Source organism: Neptuniibacter marinus (assembly GCF_001597725.1).
Taxonomy (GTDB): Bacteria; Pseudomonadota; Gammaproteobacteria; order Pseudomonadales; family Balneatricaceae; genus Neptuniibacter; species Neptuniibacter marinus.
The window spans coordinates 324,612-342,898 of sequence record NZ_LUTR01000002.1; the positions used below are offsets into that span (position 1 = coordinate 324,612).

At 42.0% G+C, this 18,287-nt stretch carries 14 protein-coding genes; 11 read left to right on the forward strand and 3 right to left on the reverse strand.

The features are described from left to right. Positions 1 to 5: 5 nt before the first annotated feature. From A3774_RS03450 to A3774_RS03500, 11 genes are all read left to right on the forward strand, one after another. Positions 6 to 857 (forward strand): DUF4392 domain-containing protein, encoded by an 852-nt coding sequence (locus tag A3774_RS03450; protein WP_067863136.1) that lies wholly within the window; start codon positions 6 to 8, stop codon positions 855 to 857. A gap of 115 nt (positions 858 to 972) precedes the next feature. Continuing rightward, on the forward strand, positions 973 to 1,854 hold the full coding sequence (locus A3774_RS03455) for a LysR family transcriptional regulator (protein ID WP_067863140.1): 882 nt from the start codon (positions 973 to 975) through the stop codon (positions 1,852 to 1,854). Positions 1,855 to 2,224: 370 nt separating this feature from the next. Further along, a complete protein-coding gene (locus A3774_RS03460; protein WP_067863142.1) occupies positions 2,225 to 3,088 on the forward strand; it encodes an aminotransferase class IV in 864 nt (287 codons plus the stop codon). Positions 3,089 to 3,876: 788 nt separating this feature from the next. Then, entirely contained in the window at positions 3,877 to 4,182 is a 306-nt protein-coding gene (locus tag A3774_RS03465; RefSeq protein ID WP_004249763.1) for a helix-turn-helix domain-containing protein, read from the forward strand. Further along, positions 4,179 to 5,444: a type II toxin-antitoxin system HipA family toxin gene (locus A3774_RS03470; protein WP_067863144.1), complete on the forward strand. Its 1,266-nt coding sequence runs from the start codon at positions 4,179 to 4,181 to the stop codon at positions 5,442 to 5,444. The genes A3774_RS03465 and A3774_RS03470 overlap by 4 nt, the downstream gene beginning before the upstream one ends. 400 nt (positions 5,445 to 5,844) lie before the next feature. Continuing rightward, positions 5,845 to 7,371 carry a DNA cytosine methyltransferase gene (locus tag A3774_RS03475; protein WP_067863147.1) on the forward strand — a complete coding sequence of 509 codons (1,527 nt, stop codon included), beginning with the start codon at positions 5,845 to 5,847 and terminating at the stop codon, positions 7,369 to 7,371. A gap of 342 nt (positions 7,372 to 7,713) precedes the next feature. Beyond that, the gene (locus A3774_RS03480; RefSeq protein WP_231867926.1) at positions 7,714 to 9,195 is read left to right on the forward strand and encodes an ATP-binding protein; all 1,482 of its coding nucleotides are present in this window, start codon (positions 7,714 to 7,716) and stop codon (positions 9,193 to 9,195) included. Then, positions 9,185 to 11,854: a Z1 domain-containing protein gene (locus A3774_RS03485; RefSeq protein WP_067863150.1), complete on the forward strand. Its 2,670-nt coding sequence runs from the start codon at positions 9,185 to 9,187 to the stop codon at positions 11,852 to 11,854. The genes A3774_RS03480 and A3774_RS03485 overlap by 11 nt, the downstream gene beginning before the upstream one ends. Further along, the gene (locus A3774_RS03490; protein ID WP_197468000.1) at positions 11,823 to 12,815 is read left to right on the forward strand and encodes a PD-(D/E)XK motif protein; all 993 of its coding nucleotides are present in this window, start codon (positions 11,823 to 11,825) and stop codon (positions 12,813 to 12,815) included. Before A3774_RS03485 ends, A3774_RS03490 begins: the two co-directional genes overlap by 32 nt. A 1-nt stretch (position 12,816) precedes the next feature. After that, entirely contained in the window at positions 12,817 to 14,880 is a 2,064-nt protein-coding gene (locus A3774_RS03495; RefSeq protein WP_067863156.1) for an AIPR family protein, read from the forward strand. A gap of 49 nt (positions 14,881 to 14,929) precedes the next feature. Beyond that, entirely contained in the window at positions 14,930 to 15,679 is a 750-nt protein-coding gene (locus tag A3774_RS03500; protein ID WP_067863159.1) for a hypothetical protein, read from the forward strand. A gap of 220 nt (positions 15,680 to 15,899) precedes the next feature. Here A3774_RS03500 and A3774_RS03505 read toward each other — a convergent pair whose 3' ends face one another. From A3774_RS03505 to A3774_RS03515, 3 genes are all read right to left on the reverse strand, one after another. Then, positions 15,900 to 16,454 (reverse strand): hypothetical protein, encoded by a 555-nt coding sequence (locus tag A3774_RS03505; RefSeq protein WP_067863162.1) that lies wholly within the window; start codon positions 16,452 to 16,454, stop codon positions 15,900 to 15,902. Continuing rightward, positions 16,447 to 16,794, reverse strand: coding sequence for a winged helix-turn-helix domain-containing protein (locus tag A3774_RS03510; protein WP_067863164.1), 348 nt, complete (start codon positions 16,792 to 16,794; stop codon positions 16,447 to 16,449). The genes A3774_RS03505 and A3774_RS03510 overlap by 8 nt, the downstream gene beginning before the upstream one ends. Before the next feature lie 1,090 nt (positions 16,795 to 17,884). After that, on the reverse strand, positions 17,885 to 18,139 hold the full coding sequence (locus A3774_RS03515) for a helix-turn-helix domain-containing protein (RefSeq protein WP_015068503.1): 255 nt from the start codon (positions 18,137 to 18,139) through the stop codon (positions 17,885 to 17,887). Between the last annotated feature and the right edge of the window lie 148 nt (positions 18,140 to 18,287).

Below are 18,287 nucleotides of genomic sequence, written 5' to 3' on the forward strand. Positions count from 1 at the left end.
AACCTATGCAGAACAACTCGATCAACGAAGCAGTATTAAGCAAACAAATTGAAGATCTATTAGTTGCGCGTAATCTACGTGGGATGAAAACAATACAGCCAGCACTGGCCAGCGGCTACTATCTGCGTGCCGCTCGCACACTCAACAAATGTAAAGGCCATGTATTGATTGGCACAGGCTTTCCGGTTGTTGATACGTTTGAAACCGATGGTCCTGTAGGAGCGATCGCCCTTTACCAAGCATTAGAAGCCTTAGGCGCTACCCCCGTTATTGTTTGTGGCCCTCCCGTATCCCAAGCACTAATGAACAATTACCGTATACACGAGATCAGCGTCGGTGAGCATCAAGAGCGTACGCTAGAAGCTTTCAAAGCTTTATATAACTACAACCCTGACGCAGTATTATCAATTGAACGTCCAGGACAGGCGGAAGATGGCGAATACTACAATATGCGCGGTGAAAGCATCAGCGATCGCACAGCCTGCTTCGATACCTTCGTCCGTAATGCAAAATGCCCAACAATAGGCATTGGCGATGGCGGTAACGAGATCGGCATGGGCAATATTCAAGAAGCCCTGAAAGAGCTCGATATTATGGCATCCGCCACAAAAGTAGATGAACTGCTTATTGCCGACGTTTCTAACTGGGGCGCATACGGAATTATCACGTTTCTAAGCCTCTGGAACGACAAAGACCTACTTAATGATGTTAAGCCTATCGAGATTCTGAAATACCTATCAAAACTAGGTAGTGTCGATGGCGTCACCCGTGAAAACGAGCTAACCGAAGATGGCTTACCCGTTTCCGAGGGAGACAGTATTATTGCCGAACTACGTGGATTAATCGGTTATAACTAAAACCGAACGACGATTTTAAGCTATATTCGTATGCCAATCTTGGCTCTTTATGACCCTAGATTGGCTGAACAGACTTAGTTATAGTGAGTAGCTTCATTTTAATGAGATGCGCGCTATGCGTCTAAGAAATATAAACACCTTTGTAAAAGTCGCAAGGCTCGGTAGTTTCCACGCGGCGGCTCAACAACTCCATGCGACTCAGCCCACAATCTCTGCTCGAATCAATTCACTCGAAGATGAATTAGGCGTACAACTTTTTATCCGCGATCAACGGGGCACTCATCTCTCTCCACGCGGCGTACAACTACTTCCTTATGCAGAAAAGATTCTCGCTATCAGTCAAGAGATGAAGGAGCAGGTCAGCGAAGAGAACCCTCAACGAGGTACATTACGTATCGGCATTACCGATACCCTCTCGTACCTGTGGCTATCTGACTTACTTAAGCACTGGCAAAAGCAATATCCACTTATATCGTTTGAGCTTATTAGTGATGTCACTACAACACTAACTAAGCAACTAGAGGAGTATCAACTCGACTTAGCACTAACCGTCTCCAACCTTACTCCCCACCCAAAACTGGTAAGCGAACCCTTATGCAGTTATCCACAGCACTGGGTTGGCTCACCCAATCACCCAAATATTGATAAAATAACCACGATTACCGACCTTACTCGCTACTCAATTCTTAGTTTTCCCCGCAATACTCGCCCATGGGAATATATGCAGCAGCTATTTGCACCTTACAAGGACGACCCACTGCTTTTTCATACCTGTAGCTCAGTTATAAATCTATTATCCTTAGCTCAACAAGCTATTGGGGTTGCTCTACTTCCTGAGCCTGTTATCAAAGACTCCTTAGTGCAGGGGTCACTTATAAAACTCGACATCGGACAACGCCCCCCCGATTTAGGTTTTAGCTGCCACTGGCGTTTAGATGACGATCGAATTTTGCCTAAACTATTAGCCGACAGCAGTCGTGAAATCATTACCAGCTAAAACCTTAGGAAATGATCATCAACAACACGCACCTTAATGATTAGCTAAATAAGCTACCAAATAAGAAAAATATAGATAAAAAACCTGTATTTTAAAATTATAAAAGAATATTTCATTATTTTTATTAAGCTATTGAAAGAAATAAACTTTTACTAGAAACTTCGCATCCAGCTGCTTCAGCCTAAAGATCGGCCCTGCTGTTCTGTCGATAGGTAAAATCAACAGACTCACCAAACAGCACTCAACACATTCCGATAATGTGTGACTAAACAAAGCCGTCTAGTGCTATGCCCTTTTATATACAACGCTATACTTAGCAGACGACTAGAAGCAGAAAACCCATAAGCATATAAGTGGAAGGAACGTTAGTATGAGCATTTCATACCTGAATGGCGAATATCAGCCCCTGTCAGAAGCACGAATTTCTCCTCTCGATCGAGGCTTTTTATTCGGCGACGGCATTTATGAAGTTATCCCATACTATGCTGGGAAATCTGTAGGCTTAATGCCCCACATCGAACGTATGATCAATGGCCTTGCCGCGATTGAGATCAAATGCACAAAGACAGCGGAAGAGTGGAAAACTCTTCTGGATGACCTTGTTGCACGCAACAGCGACTTAGCAACTAATCTAGGCGTCTATGTTCATATCTCACGCGGAACCGACGTAAAGCGTTACCACGCCTACCCAGAAAATGTTGAGCCGACGGTCTTTGCTTTCACATTCCCAATCAAAGACCCTGAGCCTGTAGATCGCGCTAAAGTAACTCAATACAGCATGATCAGCACTGAAGATCTTCGCTGGCAGCGTTGTCACATTAAATCAACTGCGCTATTGGGTAACGTGATTCATTTCCAAGAAGGCTACTCCTCTGGAAACGATGAAGCCCTACTCTACAACGCCGACGGTGAATTGACAGAAGGCAGCTCATGCAACGCCTTTATCGTAAAAGATGGCGTTGTCATCACACCGATTCAGGATAACCAAATCCTACCGGGTATTACCCGCCGTATTATTTTGGACAGCCTAAAAGCCGACGGCTCGCTAAAAGTAGAAGAGCGTGTTGTGACAATGGACGAAGTGCGCAATGCAGACGAGCTATGGATTACTAGCTCATCGAAAGAGATCGCACCCGTAACTAAACTTGACGGCAAACCGGTCGGCAACGGTGAAGTGGGCGAAGTTTGGGAAAAAGCGTTCCAGATCTATACTGATACGAAATATGATTTCTAAAGAGTAGGCATCATCTATCGTAAAAAACGCATCCAATGGATGCGTTTTTTTTGCGCTCAGGTCAGCTTATGGTTCTTCGATATCCTGGATCTGCTCATTGAGTAGCGGCCTAGACCCTAACAAACTCAATTAGTTACCGAAAAGAAACCGTTCAAAAGTGCTTATTTCTCACCACTCCCCTTGGCTTTTACTGAATATTAGTGATACTTCTTGGCTATTGAGTGTGTAAAAACAGTGCTGTTTTCACACTGCTGTTCGGGGTAAAAAATAGCAGTATTGAAAGGCTTTATCGGGCACGATTTCCGTCAACATAGCTTTGCCATTTTTTTACTGGTTCTATGCAATAGTGGTTAGTCAGTAGGAAACTCACCTAACCTGAAATGGACATTATGGTGTCTATTTTAATAAAAATAAGCTCAATATGGATACTATTTTAATAAAAATAAGCTCAATATGGATACTATGGTATCCAATATTGATAAATCAGAGTATCGAATATCAAGGTCTACAGATTATTACCTTTGAAGTCACCTTGTATAGACCTCTAACCGCTGCATTTTCCCGTTCCGTAAAATACACAGATGATTACTTACCTTGCATCCCACACTTTTTCGCGCAGAAAAGTGTGTAATTTTACATTTTTATGCGCATAAAAGTGTAATTTGATGGTCTTTGGCATTCAGGGATTCACATTTTCGCCTTGGCCAACGCGCAAACCAAACCTAAAAACAGGATATAAATCCAATTATATTGAGTAAAATGGGAATATAGTCCCTTTGGTTGGTGTTATGGCTAAACGTGATTTGCACAATGTACTGTTTCCAAAGCAGCGCAAAATTCTGACTCATTTTGGTGAAGACTTGCTGTTGGCTATGAAACGACGTGGTTTTACAAAAAAGCTGCTGTGTGAACGTACTGGCTTTGATCATAAAACCGTGAACAAAGTCTTCGCAGGTGATCCGGGCGTTGCCATAGGCACTTACTTAAAAGTGATGGCCGTTCTTGGCATGGAAAGCAACTTTGCAGAAATGGCCGCTCATGATGAAGTGGGTATCAAGCTGCAAAACATAAAATTGCTGGAAGGTTCAAGATGAGCCGTGAAATCGTCGAAGTCTATGTCGACTGGCAGCCAATTGAGCCCCCTTTGCTAATAGGACAGCTGACTTACAGCGATTCAAGCCGAGGTGGCGTGTTTAGTTTTGCCTACGATAAAGCATTTTTAACTTCAGCCTATCGTTTGCAAATTGATCCCATCCTGACCCTCCACTCCGGTGAACTCTACAACGATGAAGCCAATAAAAACTTTCGTGCATTTCTTGATTCATCGCCTGATAGATGGGGGCGTATTTTAATGCAGCGGCGTGCGGCCATTGAAGCGCGCAAAGGTATTCGAGCAACAAGTCGATTAAACGAGCTAGATTACCTGCTGGGCGTACACGACTCTTACCGGATGGGTGGTATTCGATTTAAGCGAACAGGCTCGGCTGCGTTCTTAGATGACAACGCTGAGTTTGCTGCGCCACCAATGGCTTCTTTGCGAGAGATAGAGCACGCAGCAATGCAGATTGAAAAAGACGATAACATCGACAGTGACGAGTATTACCGCTGGTTGAAAATGCTGATTTCCCCAGGCTCATCATTAGGTGGTGCAAGGCCCAAGGCTTGTGTCACAGATGAACAAGGCCACTTGTGGATTGCCAAGTTTCCCAATCTAAATGATACCCATGACGTGGGCGCATGGGAGATGGTCTGTTATGAATTGGCTCTTGCGGCAGGTGTTCACATGTTTCCAAGTGAGATCAAGCAATTTTCGTCACAGCACCATACCTTTTTAACCAAACGGTTTGACCGCGACGGTGAAAAGCGGCTGCATTTTTCATCGGCCATGACACAGCTTCGCTATTTTGAAAACGAAAAGTATGATGGTGAACAATCTCAAGGTGCCAGCTACTTAGAGATTGCTGAATTTATTTCCAATTCTGGTGCACAAACCGAAGCTGATTTAGCACAGTTATGGCGACGTATCGTGTTTAATATTGCGGTGTCCAACACGGATGACCACCTGCGTAACCATGGGTTTTTATTAACAAAGAATGGCTGGAAGTTATCACCCGCTTATGATTTAAACCCGATAGTGGGTAAGCATGGCCTGCATCTGAATATTACCGATGCAGACAACGCTTTAGACTACCAATTAGCGTTTGACGTAAAAGACTTCTTCCGACTTTCGCAAACCCAAGCCATGCAAATTTACGATGAAGTATTAATGGCGGTTAAGCTGTGGCAAACCGTTGCTAAGCGCCTAGGGATCAGCCGAGCAGAGCAAGCCATGAAAGAATCGGCGTTTAGCGTTTAATGAGTAAGTGAAACACTATTTCATTTTTGGTTGGATAATGAAGTTATAGTTTCACGTTCATTCTTTACCTCATACTCCATGTGTTGTAACACGCCACTTACCCCTTGGGCTTTTGGGGCAGTTTGGGCATAGTCTTAAAGACTACCATTACCTAGCAACAGAAAGCTTCGTTTGCATGGGTGTGTGAACGATGCCTTTGATAGTTTTGGTATCTTTAGAAACGAAAGGCATAGCCCTGATTACCCCAATAAGTACCCAAAAGATATGTATAATTTTCTTTGAAATTTATACATATCAAACGTCACAAGTATAAATTATTGCTTTGTGTATACATAAACTAAGACAATCTTGTCTTGTTATCTATTATGGGTATGATTATGCGATTTGTGATAAGAAGCTAATGAAGACTAAAGAAGCGCTAGTTATTGACCTTTTTGCAGGTCCTGGCGGACTCGGGGAAGGCTTTTCATCGGTAAAAGATGGAAACGGTCATGCATTTTTCAAGATAGGTGTTTCTGTAGAAAAAGAGGCTTCAGCTCACAAAACACTTACCACTCGAGCTTTTTATAGAAAGATTAAAGATTCTGGGATTGGCCTCAATAGCTACAACGACTATCTACTGGGTAACTTAACTAGAGAAGAATTATTTTCTCGTTTTCCTCTAGAGGCGAAAGAAGCTCAGCAAGAGACTCTTTATACTCCCCATGCATTGGGCGATGACAACGACGACATTCATCAGAGAATCGAAGAACTGGTTAAAGCTCACGGAAATAAGCCGAGAGTGGTTATAGGGGGCCCTCCGTGTCAGGCCTATTCACTTGCAGGTCGTTCTCGCAACGCAGGCATAAAAGACTATAAGGCAGAAAAAGATCATCGTAACTTTCTGTACAAAGAATATCTAAAAGTGCTATCTATCGCGCAACCGGATGTATTCGTTATGGAAAATGTTCGAGGTATCCTCTCTGCAAAAATAGACGGGGAAATCATGTTCCCGAGAATTCTCAAAGATTTGAGAGCCCCGGGACGTGTGACAAAAATTGCAACACCCAGATACAAAGTGTTCTCTTTGGTGGTAAAGGCAAAGGATGCCACTAACCCAGTTTATGATGACCCTAGCGACTTCCTAATAAAGTCTGAGAATTACGGTGTTCCTCAAGCCCGTCATCGAGTTATTTTATTGGGTGTACGTGCTGATCTTGGAGGGATTCCGGGGACTCTTATCCCCTTTGACCACCAATCGACGGTAGAACAAGTATTAGGGGAGCTACCAAAGTTACGAAGTGGTTTTTCAAAGCGCAAAGACATAACCAAAGATTGGGAAACGACCATTTCAAAGAATGCGACTACTATTAATCGATTACTTAAAGAACGGTTTAAACAAGCAGGAGCGCTAGATATTAAGCCTCTTAAAAAACTAGCACGTTCTGCATCCCAGCCCGTTGAGTACCCAAGGCAAATGCCGAAGCATTTAATTGAGTGGTATAGAGCTGAAAAGCCTCCTTGCGTGCTAAATCATGAAACTCGTGGGCATATGGAAAGCGATTTTCTGCGCTATGCATTCAGCGCTGCTTATACTCAGTTAAGTGACGGGACATCACCTAAGGCAAGAGACTTTCCGGATGATCTTGCTCCTGCTCATGAAAACTGGAAATCGGGTGCACACGCTGATCGTTTTAGAACTCAAGCTGCGAACAAGTGTTCTACAACCGTTACCAGTCATATTTCCAAAGATGGTCACTATTTTATTCACTATGATCCTAAACAGTGCCGTAGCTTAACAGTACGCGAAGCCGCGCGTTTGCAAACCTTCCCAGATAACTATTTATTTGAGGGGAATAGAACACAGCAGTATGTTCAGGTAGGAAATGCTGTGCCACCGTATTTGGCACAACAGATTGGTAGAATCGTTCTGGAATTGTTAACTTGAAGAAATGAGCTAGACAGTAGATACAAACACTTCCTCATCATCAATGAATAATATCATTATTTATTAAGGATTTACTCGGGATTTCATTTTTTATAATCCAATTTGATTCAGAATAACATTTACGTTATAACAACATAACCGCATGAAATTAAAAGACTTTATCTTCCATGAAAAGATATGAATTGTTGATAACAATCGATTGGATTGATAACTCACACCTTACCTAGAATTAAGCACAGTGATATAAAAAATTTAATTAAATATTGACTCGATACCTATGACATTAAGTCAATTCAGCTTCGATATATTTTCTACTTACATGATCTAAAGAGGTGAGTCATAGTGAGAGAAGTAACATTACCACCTAGTGCTGCATCACTGTCTGAGTCTATGAGAGACCTTGGATATTCTTTGGCAACAGCTGTTGCTGACATAATAGATAACAGCATTACTGCTGGAGCGACTGAAGTCGATATCTACTGCGATTTGACTTGCGAAAAGCCGACACTGGTTATCATAGATAACGGAAGTGGAATGACAGAGGACGAACTTCTACTCGCAATGAAACATGGTTCAGCTAACCCCAAGCAGGCTAGAGAGCCTAATGACCTGGGTCGATTTGGTTTGGGCTTGAAAACAGCTTCATTTTCACAATGTAGAAATTTGACGGTCGTCAGCTCGATAAATTCTATAGTTTGTGGGGCTGAATGGGACTTAGATCATGTAAGTAAGAGAGATGAATGGTGTCTCTCAATTCTGGATGACGAGGACATCAAAAAAATACCTTATTTAGGACAGTTAGGTGCGACTGGAACAGCGGTTGTCTGGACTAAGCTGGATCGGTTGTTTGAAGATCAGTATGGTAGCAAGCGAAATGAAATTGTTTTTGAAAAACTGGATCTCGTTGATCGTCATTTGTCTCTGGTTTTTCATAGGTTTCTAGCTGGTGAAGTTAAACATCATCCTAAATTTAGCATTCGTATAAATGGTAAACCCGTAGATGCATTCGATCCTTTCTGTCGAAAAATTAAAGCGACACAGGTGCTACCAGAGGAAATAGTCCGCGTTGATGGTATGGAAGTAGTTATACAGCCATACATCCTACCGCATCATAGCAAGCTCACGGCGAAGGAATATGATTTCTACGAAGATCGAAGCAGCTTTATCTCAAACCAGGGAGCATATATCTACCGGAATGGCAGGCTTATGGCTTGGGGAGACTGGTTCAGATTGGTTCCCAAGGGCGAGGCTACCAAGCTTGCCAGAGTTCAGATTGATTTTCCAAATGCTCTAGACGAAAGCTGGACAATTGATATTAAAAAATCGAGAGCAAGACCGCCGCACGAAGTTAGAGAAAGGCTTAGGCAGATAATATCTAAAGTCACTGGCACAAGTACCAGAATTCATCGGGGTAGAGGGCAGAAGCTTTTTCAAGATTCTCCTGAGCCAATTTGGGAACGTTATGGTGATAAAGATCGAGTTCGGTTTGAGTTGAATTTATCTCATCCTCTTTTACAAAGCTTAAAGGAGGGTTTGTCAGGCCAACAGTCTTCAACTTTACGTTCATATCTGGAAGCCGTTTCAGCAGCAATTCCAGTAGAGATGATCTACTCGGATTATTCTTCAGCGCCTAGAAGCATTGATCAATTCTCAATAGAGAAAAACAATGTTTTGCAAAAGCTTGAAGAGCTTAGAAATTCTTTATTTGGTTCTGGTGAGATAAATGTCGATATGTTTCGGAGTGTTGTTGACTCTGTACGCATGTTTGAGGCTCACAAGGAACTGGTAGAACAATATTTTGAAGGGATTAAAAATGGGGAATGAGAAAGCGAAGTTGGAGGCAAAAAAGAATTTTACTGTCTCCTTGATCACAGCTGCAAAAACGCGTTGGTCAGAGTATGTTCCAACACGCGAAGAAGTTGATGCCTTGGCAGTAGATCTGGCAAAGGTGTTAGGCCTTGATGACGGTGATGCGATAAGTTGTGCAAAGGAAGCTTACTATGAAATAGATTCCAGAATGGGATTGGGTGTTTCACTTGTTGACCCCGAAGCCACTCATGACAAAGAGTGGGTTTATAAGCGTAAAGATATTGAATGGTTTTATTCTGACGCATATGAAAAGCATCTTAAGAAAGAGAAATGGTCTCCTACTGTAGTTCAGTCTTTGAGTGATGTAGGCACGAAAATACTTGGTCATCTTCAAGATCCGACATCGTCCGGTGTGTGGGATAGACGTGGATTAGTTATTGGTCACGTGCAATCGGGTAAAACAGCGAATTATATGGGATTGGTGGCAAAAGCGGCAGATGCTGGATACAAGTTCATTATTGTAATCGCTGGTGTTCATAATAACCTCCGTAAACAGACGCAAGAGCGGGTTGATGAAGGTTTTGTTGGTAGGACACGCGTTGAAGACAAGTGGAAAATTGTTGGAGTTGGTCATGACGATTATCCTCACCCAGCTACTCTGACTAACATATATGCAGATTTTAATAAGAAGACAGCTGATCACAGTGGTTGGAGTATCAACGACTTTAGTAAGCCGGTGATACTCGTTATCAAGAAAAATGTTTCAACATTAAAATCACTGCACCGTTGGTTAGATGAATTGAATTCTAAAGGGCATGGAAAAATTAAGGACGTTCCCATGCTGATGATTGATGATGAAGCTGATAACGCGTCTATCAATACTAAAAAAGAAGATACTGACCCGACACAGACAAACAGAAGAATTAGAGAGATTTTGAGTTTGTTTGATAAGTCTTGCTATGTTGGATACACGGCAACGCCGTTCGCTAATATTTTCATTAATCCTGATGCATATGGTGATGAACAACTTCGAGAAGAGCTCTTTCCTCGGGACTTTATTTATTGTCTCGATGCTCCGACAACATATTTTGGCCCTGATAGGGTTTTCCTGGATGATGAGAGCTCTGATCGAATTTTGGAAACAATTGATGATGCAGAAAACTACATACCTTTCTCCCATAAAAAAGATTTCGATGTTCAAGATCTTCCTCCATCGCTTTACAGGGCTACACGGCAATTTGTTGTAGTGAAAGCAATAAGAAAGCTAAGAGGGCAAGATGAAAAACATTGCTCCATGCTCGTAAATGTTTCGCGGTTTGTAGACGTTCAAACATTAGTCCGCACACACATCAGCGTATATCTCAAAAAACTGAGGGAAGCCATCAAGGCAAACTATTTGATGCCGGATTCAGTCTCTCAAAAAAATGAAAATATGGATCAGTTGAAACAGGTTTTTGAAGCTGATTTTTGGGATGCTGATGTTTCTTGGGAAGAGCTAAAGCGTGAGTTGTATGACGCTGCTGAATCCATAAGAACTTTTGTTGTTAACAGTAAGTCCGATGAGCCGCTTGATTACAAAAAATATGAAAGAGATGGTCATGGTTTAACAGCTATTGCTGTAGGTGGTTTAAGTCTTTCTCGTGGTCTTACAATTGAGGGCCTATGTATTAGTTACATGTACAGAAACACTCGAATGTACGACACGCTAATGCAGATGGGGCGTTGGTTTGGCTATCGTTCCGGTTATGATGATTTATGCAGGGTTCACCTGTCTAGAGATTCAATAGATTGGTATTCGCATATTGCTGAGTCTTCTGATGACTTAAGAGAGCAGATCAAGCAAATGCGAAGAGACGGCCTTAGTCCGAAAAAGTTTGGTTTGTATGTCTTGGATCACCCAGATCGCCTTCTCGTAACTGCTACAAATAAGATGAGGGCTGGAGAAAAGCGTACTTTTAAACATAACTTTAGTGGTCGACTTGTAGAGAGCTACATTCTTTCAAATGACGATGATATTTCCAGCGATAATCGAGATTTAGTAAAGAACTATTGGAAGGCGGGGTTCGGCAAAGGTAGTTCTTACATTGAAGATACAGATAAGGGTTGGATTATAAGAGACGTCAACCTGAACCAGCTTGCTAAGTTCCTAAATTCATTTCGTGTTCACGAGAGTTTTTTGGAGAGAAGGTCAGCAGTAGTATCATATATAAAGTCAATTTATCCCTTGTTTTCATCTGCTGATGTACTTCTCATTTCCATGAAAAAAGGCGAGGACAGTGCTGAAGGAGTTCTTGGGCCACAGTTAAGAAAAGGCGCTGAGGTCAAAGAAGGCAGGTATTGGCGTTTGACTAAAGACCGTGTAGCCAGTAGGGGAGACGAAAAATTAGGTCTTAGCGATTCTCAGAAACAAGCGGCCCAAGATTTAGCCACTGAAAGTGGTAAGAAGCCGTCTGATTTCCACTATCGAACTATCAGGAAAAAACCACTCTTAATGGTGCACGCTTTGAATTTAGGTGAAGGGGAAGGTTCGAAGGAAGATGTCCCTGCATTCGGAATCAGTTTTCCTCCTGGGGATTACTCAGAGGGTGTCAGCGTCGTAGCGAACACTGTTTGGGTTAATCAATTGCATGGCGGAATATTTGATGCGCCAGAAGATGAGGATGATGATGAGTAAAACAAATCCATGGAATGATATTAAGACGCCCGTTGAAGACCTAAGTGTAAGACAGATAAAAATCAGCAGACATCTTCCGTTGTACTGGGGAAAGGACTCTAGCGGACACTGTGTCTTTATTTATGAAATGAGTGAAGATGGAGCAGAGATCTTTCAAAAAAATATGGTGTCTATTCATGGGATAAAGATTGATTACAGGTTGCTAAGCACGACAGGGAATCAGGGCTTGATTCTGGTTCTTGAGAAGCATGTCGATCAAGATCTCTTTTATAGCTTATGCGAAACATTGATTCATGAACTTTCTGAAGTCTCAGACCCATTGGTTGGGTTGTCTGTTGCTCTTTCCCAGATAAAACGCTGGAAAGCATTTATGGCAGGGAAGAAAGGCCGGGTGCTGAGTGCAGAAGAAGTAAGGGGATTATTCAGTGAGCTTAAGTTCCTGCAACAAATGATAGGTGAAATGAATAATGAGCTGGATGCATTAGAAGCATGGCAGGGCCCCGAAACATCTCATCAGGATTTTATATTTTCAGATACTGCCGTAGAGGTTAAGTCACTATCAGGCCGAGAGAGAAATGCAGTCAAAATATCTTCTGAAGATCAGCTCGAAAGCTTAAACAGCAGCCTGTTTCTCAAGGTTTTTAGATTAGTTGATATGCCTGAACCAAAAGCATCAATTTCCTTGAACGAGTTAGTAAATGCAGTTGAGGAAATGCTAACTGAGGCTGAAGCTATAGAGATGTTTGATACAAAGCTAGCTAAAGCTGGCTATGTGCAAATGCTTGCTTACGATAAGCCTAAATTTATTGTCGCTGAAGAGCAGACATATCGCGTCGAAAGTGAGTTTCCAAAGATCGTAAGATCTGAATTAAATATAAGTCTTACAAGAGTTGGTTATGAAATTAAGTTAGAAAGCGTTCACGATTTTTTATGCGCAGATAAGGATGTATGGGGGAAGTAAAATGGAACAAACCATCCAGGAATTTTTTCATGATTTCAAACAGGACTTGTTAGCTGGAGCAGAAGCCAGTAATAGCTTTCAATTGTCGCAGTTTGTAGAAACCGTCGCTGATGAGTTGATGGATACCGGATTTTTGGAAGGGTTTGAGCTTTGTCACTATCGCGCACAAAGAGGAATGAGGGTTGATGGTTACTGGTTTAATGATGAGGGGGCTCTAGATCTTTTCGTTGCTGATTTCGATTGTAGAGAAGAGCTGGCTTCTCTTACGGGGACGGATGTAGATAGCGCTTTTAAGCGAGTTGCGAAGTTTTTTGACGCAAGTAAAAGCAAGGAATTATTCAAAGATCTCGAAGAGACTGCTCCTGAATATGGGCTATCAAGGCAAATTTATGATCGAGGACGCGCAATTCGAAAGGTGAATTTTTATCTCTTTTCTGAGCGAGCTTTGAGTGGTCGAGTTAGCGCTATTGAAGATGGTGAGATTTCTGGGGTGCCAGCTTCATATCATATTTGGGATGTTTCAAGGTTACAGCGCCAACAAAGCTCCCGAGGCCATAAGGAAATTCTTGATATCAATTTTCCTGAAACCTATGGGGCGGGGATTTCGTGCTTGCCAGCACATTTAGGCTCAGATACTTACAAGTCTTATCTTATAGTCATCCCAGCAACTATGTTGTCATCAATGTATGAAAAATATGGTGCTCGCTTATTAGAACAGAACGTCCGATGTTTTTTGCAGGCCCGAGGGAATGTTAATAAAGGTATTAGAAGTACCATTATCAATGAGCCGCAAATGTTCTTTGCTTATAACAACGGTATTACTGCCACTGCTCAGGAAGTAGAAGTCAGGCAAGGAGATGCCGGGCTTGAAGTTGTGCGCATGAAAGATCTACAAATAGTGAACGGTGGTCAAACTACAGCTTCTCTATTTCATACCAGTCGTAAAGACAAGGCCTCCTTGGAAGGGATTTTTGTTCAGATGAAACTATCAGTTATTGATAGCGAACAAAGTGAAGTCGTCGTACCGAGAATTTCTGAATACGCAAACACTCAGAACAGAGTAAATGCTGCTGATTTCTTTTCAAACCATCCGTTTCATATTCGTATGGAAGAATTCTCAAGGCGTATTTGGGCGCCGGCTCAACAGGGGGCACTACGAGAGACAAAATGGTTTTATGAGCGTGCTCGTGGTCAATATGCTGACGCGCAAAGCAAGCTTACTCAAGGTGAAAAGAAAAAGTTCCAGGCAGAAAATCCTAAGCCACAGATGTTCACCAAAACCGACCTTGCTAAGTTTGAGAATGTCTGGGATGAGAACCCAAGGTTCGTTAACCTTGGGGCGCAGAAAAACTTTGCTCAGTATGCGAAGCGAATTGGCTCTGAATGGGAAAAATCATCTGAAGGCTTTAGCGAGTTTTATTATAAACGGGCTATAGCCCGCGCCATCCTGTTCAGAAAAACAGAAAAGCTGGTTTCAGCTCAGCCTTGGTATAACGGAGGTTATAGAGCAAATGTTGTTGCTTATACATTAGCTCTATTGGGGCATTATGCTTCAATGCACAACAAGTCTATAGACTTTATGCGCATTTGGAATGTTCAGTTTATATCAAGTGATTTAGAAAGGGCCTTAGAGATTACTTCAGAGCTCGTTCATGACGAGATTACTTTACCTCAGCAAGGAATATCTAACGTTACAGAGTGGTGTAAAAAGGAAGGGTGTTGGCAAAGGCTAAGAGAGCGATCAGACAGGCTGGATGATCTATTGCCACAGGGTTTTAAAGATAGTCTTGTCTCAAAAGAAGCTATACAGAATGAGAAAAAGCAAGCTCGCAAAGTCCAGAAAATGGACGATGGAATTGAGGCACAGAAGCAGATCTTAGATATCCCTGCGACCAAATGGACAGCTCTGTTACAGCAGTGCCGCACAAAAGGACTGCTGTCTCAAAAAGAAGTTGGCATTGTAAATGTTGCTACTAAAATGCCAAGTAAGATACCTACCGAGAAGCAATGTCTTGTGCTTGTTGAATTGCTTGAGCGTGTAAAAGGCGAAGGAATTGTGGTTTAAGTTTGTGGTGGATACTTGAATTCGTCTGTCTCAATCGCCATCACGCTCAATGGCGGGTCAATCCGCTAAGAAAAGCCGCGATAGAAGAAGTGGGTATTGGCGCGCATTATTACCTAGCCAAAATGAGTCCAGTCAAACTGATCCTAGCCAGACTGTGAGTGGTTATTCCGGTCACCAGTGGTTGCTAGAGTTCTTGCAAGCCCAAATTGGTACAGCACCTAATACACAAACAGGGCAAGGCAATGAGACCATGTATCCCGTGGCCGGCATGGCGGAAAGGCTCTACGTACAAGAAGCTGCACGCATACCCTATTACGGCATGCGCCAAGTGCTGTACCCTGATTTGACGATGACAGTAGCCTTAGGTGGGCAACGTGGCCGTGATAATGGCTACTTTGACAAATTTGAGCACGGCATAGCGCAGTGGTATCACCTGCCGCAAAGTACGTTTTTGCAGAAATTTAAGCAACATATCGCCGAGGAAATTCGTTATTTAGCGTTGGCGTCTACCTCAGACACCCAAAGTTCAACTAAGCAAATTGACAAACTTTGGCCGGTTAAACGCGTAACTGTGTTACCACGCTACACCATTACCGAAGATCAAGCGGGTAAAAAATCAGGGTCTGCTGATTTGTATTATTTATTTGAGCTCGGCAAACCGCTATCGCTGCAAACGCCAGTGACCAACGTGCCACATCGCCCAATGAAAAACTCGATGAAACTCACAACCTTAACTCACCTAGAGAGCGTAACTAAGTTTACCGAGGTTGAAAAAGTGTACGAAGAGGCAGTGGTGTGAAAAAAGGGTGTTATCAATTATGCCGAAGGTGAAATGAATGACAGAACATATCCCTCAAGCCATGATTGGTGAGTTGTATGGGAAAGCAAAAGAACCATTAGTGGGCATATAAAAAATATCTTTACTGAAGGTGAATTAGACGAAAATGCAGTTGTTCGGTTATACCGAACAACTGCCTTACCAACTTCTACTTTTAATTTCATTTAAGAAACAACTAAGGCTATTCATCGTTCAGAAGCTCAATAAAAATTTGATATTTTTCAAACTCGCCTTCCCGTTTAACCCATTGACTAATTTCATCAAGATCGTAATTATTTACCTGATCTTTAGCGACCCAAACAGCCTGCTCAAGCGCTTGCCGATCATTCCAGTAAAAGTAAGCACTTAATCGATCTTTAATGCAATCTTGCGGAGTGATCAGGGTAAACGTACCCATAGAGGTAGCGAGCGTTGACCACTCCCTTATCGGGTCATCGCCAACCGAAAGCGGACCTGCGGGAAATTCAATAACAAAAGGAGAATCAGGATGCTCGTAGTAACGACCTACTGGACTAAAGCCAATTTGAGCCATTACTTCTTTTAGCTTTTTACTGGGTGTATAGGAAGGGTCCACAAAATCTAAATCGTCAGATTGATAAAAATCATTTGAGTAAATTGAAACACAGGTTCCTCCCACTAAGGTCACATCAATACCTTGAGCTGCTAAATGATAAGCAATTAAACCGGCTAACTCTCTAGCACTTATTTCTGAATGAATTAATTTTTGATCAGTCACTTATGCTTCGCTTTAGAGGCTTCTCTGGTTTACGCGGACGGCGGCGATTATTCAGTAAAGCGGTGGAAATATCTTCTGGATAGAACTCGAGTGCCCGCGTGATAAGCGCCTTAAGCTCCTTTACATAAACACATCGAGGGTTAAATGAATACACTCGAGACCGGCCAACCAAGCGACTATACAACACACCAGCGGTTTCAAGTTTCTCTGCTTGAACCTGTATAGGTGTTGCTGGCGCATTAAAAAAATCAGCTATTTCACTTGGATAACCATCACCACGCGCGGTTAAATAAACCAGCACTCGTTCTTTATTAACATTACCTAAAACATCTTCCAACATCGTTTTTATCTACCCTTCACCACCATTATGGCTCAAAAACAAAACCTGTATGGGGCCAATATAAACTTACATCAAGCCCATATCAACCTATATCAGGCCAATATAAACTTATATTAGATTTATATAAATAAAGATAATCGAATAAATGGGATCAGAATAAAATTACTTAAGTAAAGGATAAGCGCTTTGAAGCTCGCTCTTCAGTTATCTATTTCCGCAACTTATCCCCTTAAAAGCTATCCAACGCATTGTAACTTACACCTCTCAATAAAAGAGTTTACTGCAATCATTGATAAAAACAGATCGAGTGAAAGTGCACATAACATAAGGCCTGTACAAACCTAATTCAGGTTTATATCTATAAATTAAAAACACAAAAAAGCCCCGAAAAACGGGGCCTTAGCTTCACAACGGTTCGCTTAATATCACTTAAACATCATTCTATATTTTGGATCTGCTCATTGAGTAGCGGTCTAGACCCTCAAAAAATCAATAAGTTACCGAAAAAAAACCGTTCAAAAATGCCTGTTTGCCCACCAAACTGCCCACCACTTGCCTATGGCTTTTACTAAATCTTAGTGGTTAGCAATGGAAAAACAGTGCCGTTTTTACGCTGCTGTTAGGGTTTAAAAATAGCAGTTTTGAAAGGCTTTATCGAGCACGATTTCCGTCAACATTGCTTTGCCATTTTTTCACTGGTTCTACGCGATAGTAATGAGTCAGCAGAAAGCTCACTTAGCCTGAAATGGACATAAAGGTGTCCATTTTAATAGAAATAAGCTCAATATGGATACTATGGTATCCAAAAGAGATAAGACTGAGTGTCGAATATCAGGTATCAAGGTTTACAGCTTATTACCTTTTAAGTCGCCTTGTGTAAGCCTCCAACCTCTGCATTCCCCCGTTCGGTAAAACGCATAGAGGACTCAACTTGCATTGCACACTTTTACGCGCATAAAAGTGTAAGCGGGTTCTGGTTGAGTATAAATCAGCACCTTAATAGCTATCCTTCTTCTTTGAAGCTGGCTGGCATTATTTGCCAAGTTTTAGCGATGTGGACATGAGCAAATGCTATAAGAATATGACGCCCTTATTTTTTATTTAGCAATTGGATGTCTTGCAGCTTTCTTCCTAGCTCGTCATCACGGGCGACCTTGGTTAGGTCGTCTAACAAGCCTAGGACTGCCAAAACCTTAACGTAGTGACCAAGTGAAACGGAAGGATCACCTTTTGATATTTTACGTAGTGTTGGCTTAGAAATCCCTGTCCTACTATGCATCATTTCTTGAGTAATGCCGCGTCTCTTCATCGCCAATGTTAAGTTTTCTCCCAAGATGTTTAACATCTTCCTTTGTCTAGGGAATATGACCGCAGTGCGTTTTGATTTTGGCTCGACAGTATCCATAGTGAAACTATATTTTCTTAAATATTAATTTAGTGAAATCATAGTTTCACTTTTATCTTCAAGTTGTAAAGAAATAAATTGCCAATCT

What these genes read in the sequence shown, in the direction of transcription:
- A3774_RS03450 (WP_067863136.1), top strand. Translation starts at nt 6, where the DNA reads ATGCAGAACAACTCGATCAACGAAGCAGTATTAAGCAAACAAATTGAA.
- A3774_RS03455 (WP_067863140.1), top strand. Translation starts at nt 973, where the DNA reads ATGCGTCTAAGAAATATAAACACCTTTGTAAAAGTCGCAAGGCTCGGT.
- A3774_RS03460 (WP_067863142.1), top strand. Translation starts at nt 2,225, where the DNA reads ATGAGCATTTCATACCTGAATGGCGAATATCAGCCCCTGTCAGAAGCA.
- A3774_RS03465 (WP_004249763.1), top strand. Translation starts at nt 3,877, where the DNA reads ATGGCTAAACGTGATTTGCACAATGTACTGTTTCCAAAGCAGCGCAAA.
- A3774_RS03470 (WP_067863144.1), top strand. Translation starts at nt 4,179, where the DNA reads ATGAGCCGTGAAATCGTCGAAGTCTATGTCGACTGGCAGCCAATTGAG.
- A3774_RS03475 (WP_067863147.1), top strand. Translation starts at nt 5,845, where the DNA reads ATGAAGACTAAAGAAGCGCTAGTTATTGACCTTTTTGCAGGTCCTGGC.
- A3774_RS03485 (WP_067863150.1), top strand. Translation starts at nt 9,185, where the DNA reads ATGGGGAATGAGAAAGCGAAGTTGGAGGCAAAAAAGAATTTTACTGTC.
- A3774_RS03490 (WP_197468000.1), top strand. Translation starts at nt 11,823, where the DNA reads ATGCGCCAGAAGATGAGGATGATGATGAGTAAAACAAATCCATGGAAT.
- A3774_RS03495 (WP_067863156.1), top strand. Translation starts at nt 12,817, where the DNA reads ATGGAACAAACCATCCAGGAATTTTTTCATGATTTCAAACAGGACTTG.
- A3774_RS03500 (WP_067863159.1), top strand. Translation starts at nt 14,930, where the DNA reads ATGGCGGGTCAATCCGCTAAGAAAAGCCGCGATAGAAGAAGTGGGTAT.
- A3774_RS03510 (WP_067863164.1), bottom strand. Translation starts at nt 16,794, where the DNA reads ATGTTGGAAGATGTTTTAGGTAATGTTAATAAAGAACGAGTGCTGGTT.
- A3774_RS03515 (WP_015068503.1), bottom strand. Translation starts at nt 18,139, where the DNA reads ATGTTAAACATCTTGGGAGAAAACTTAACATTGGCGATGAAGAGACGC.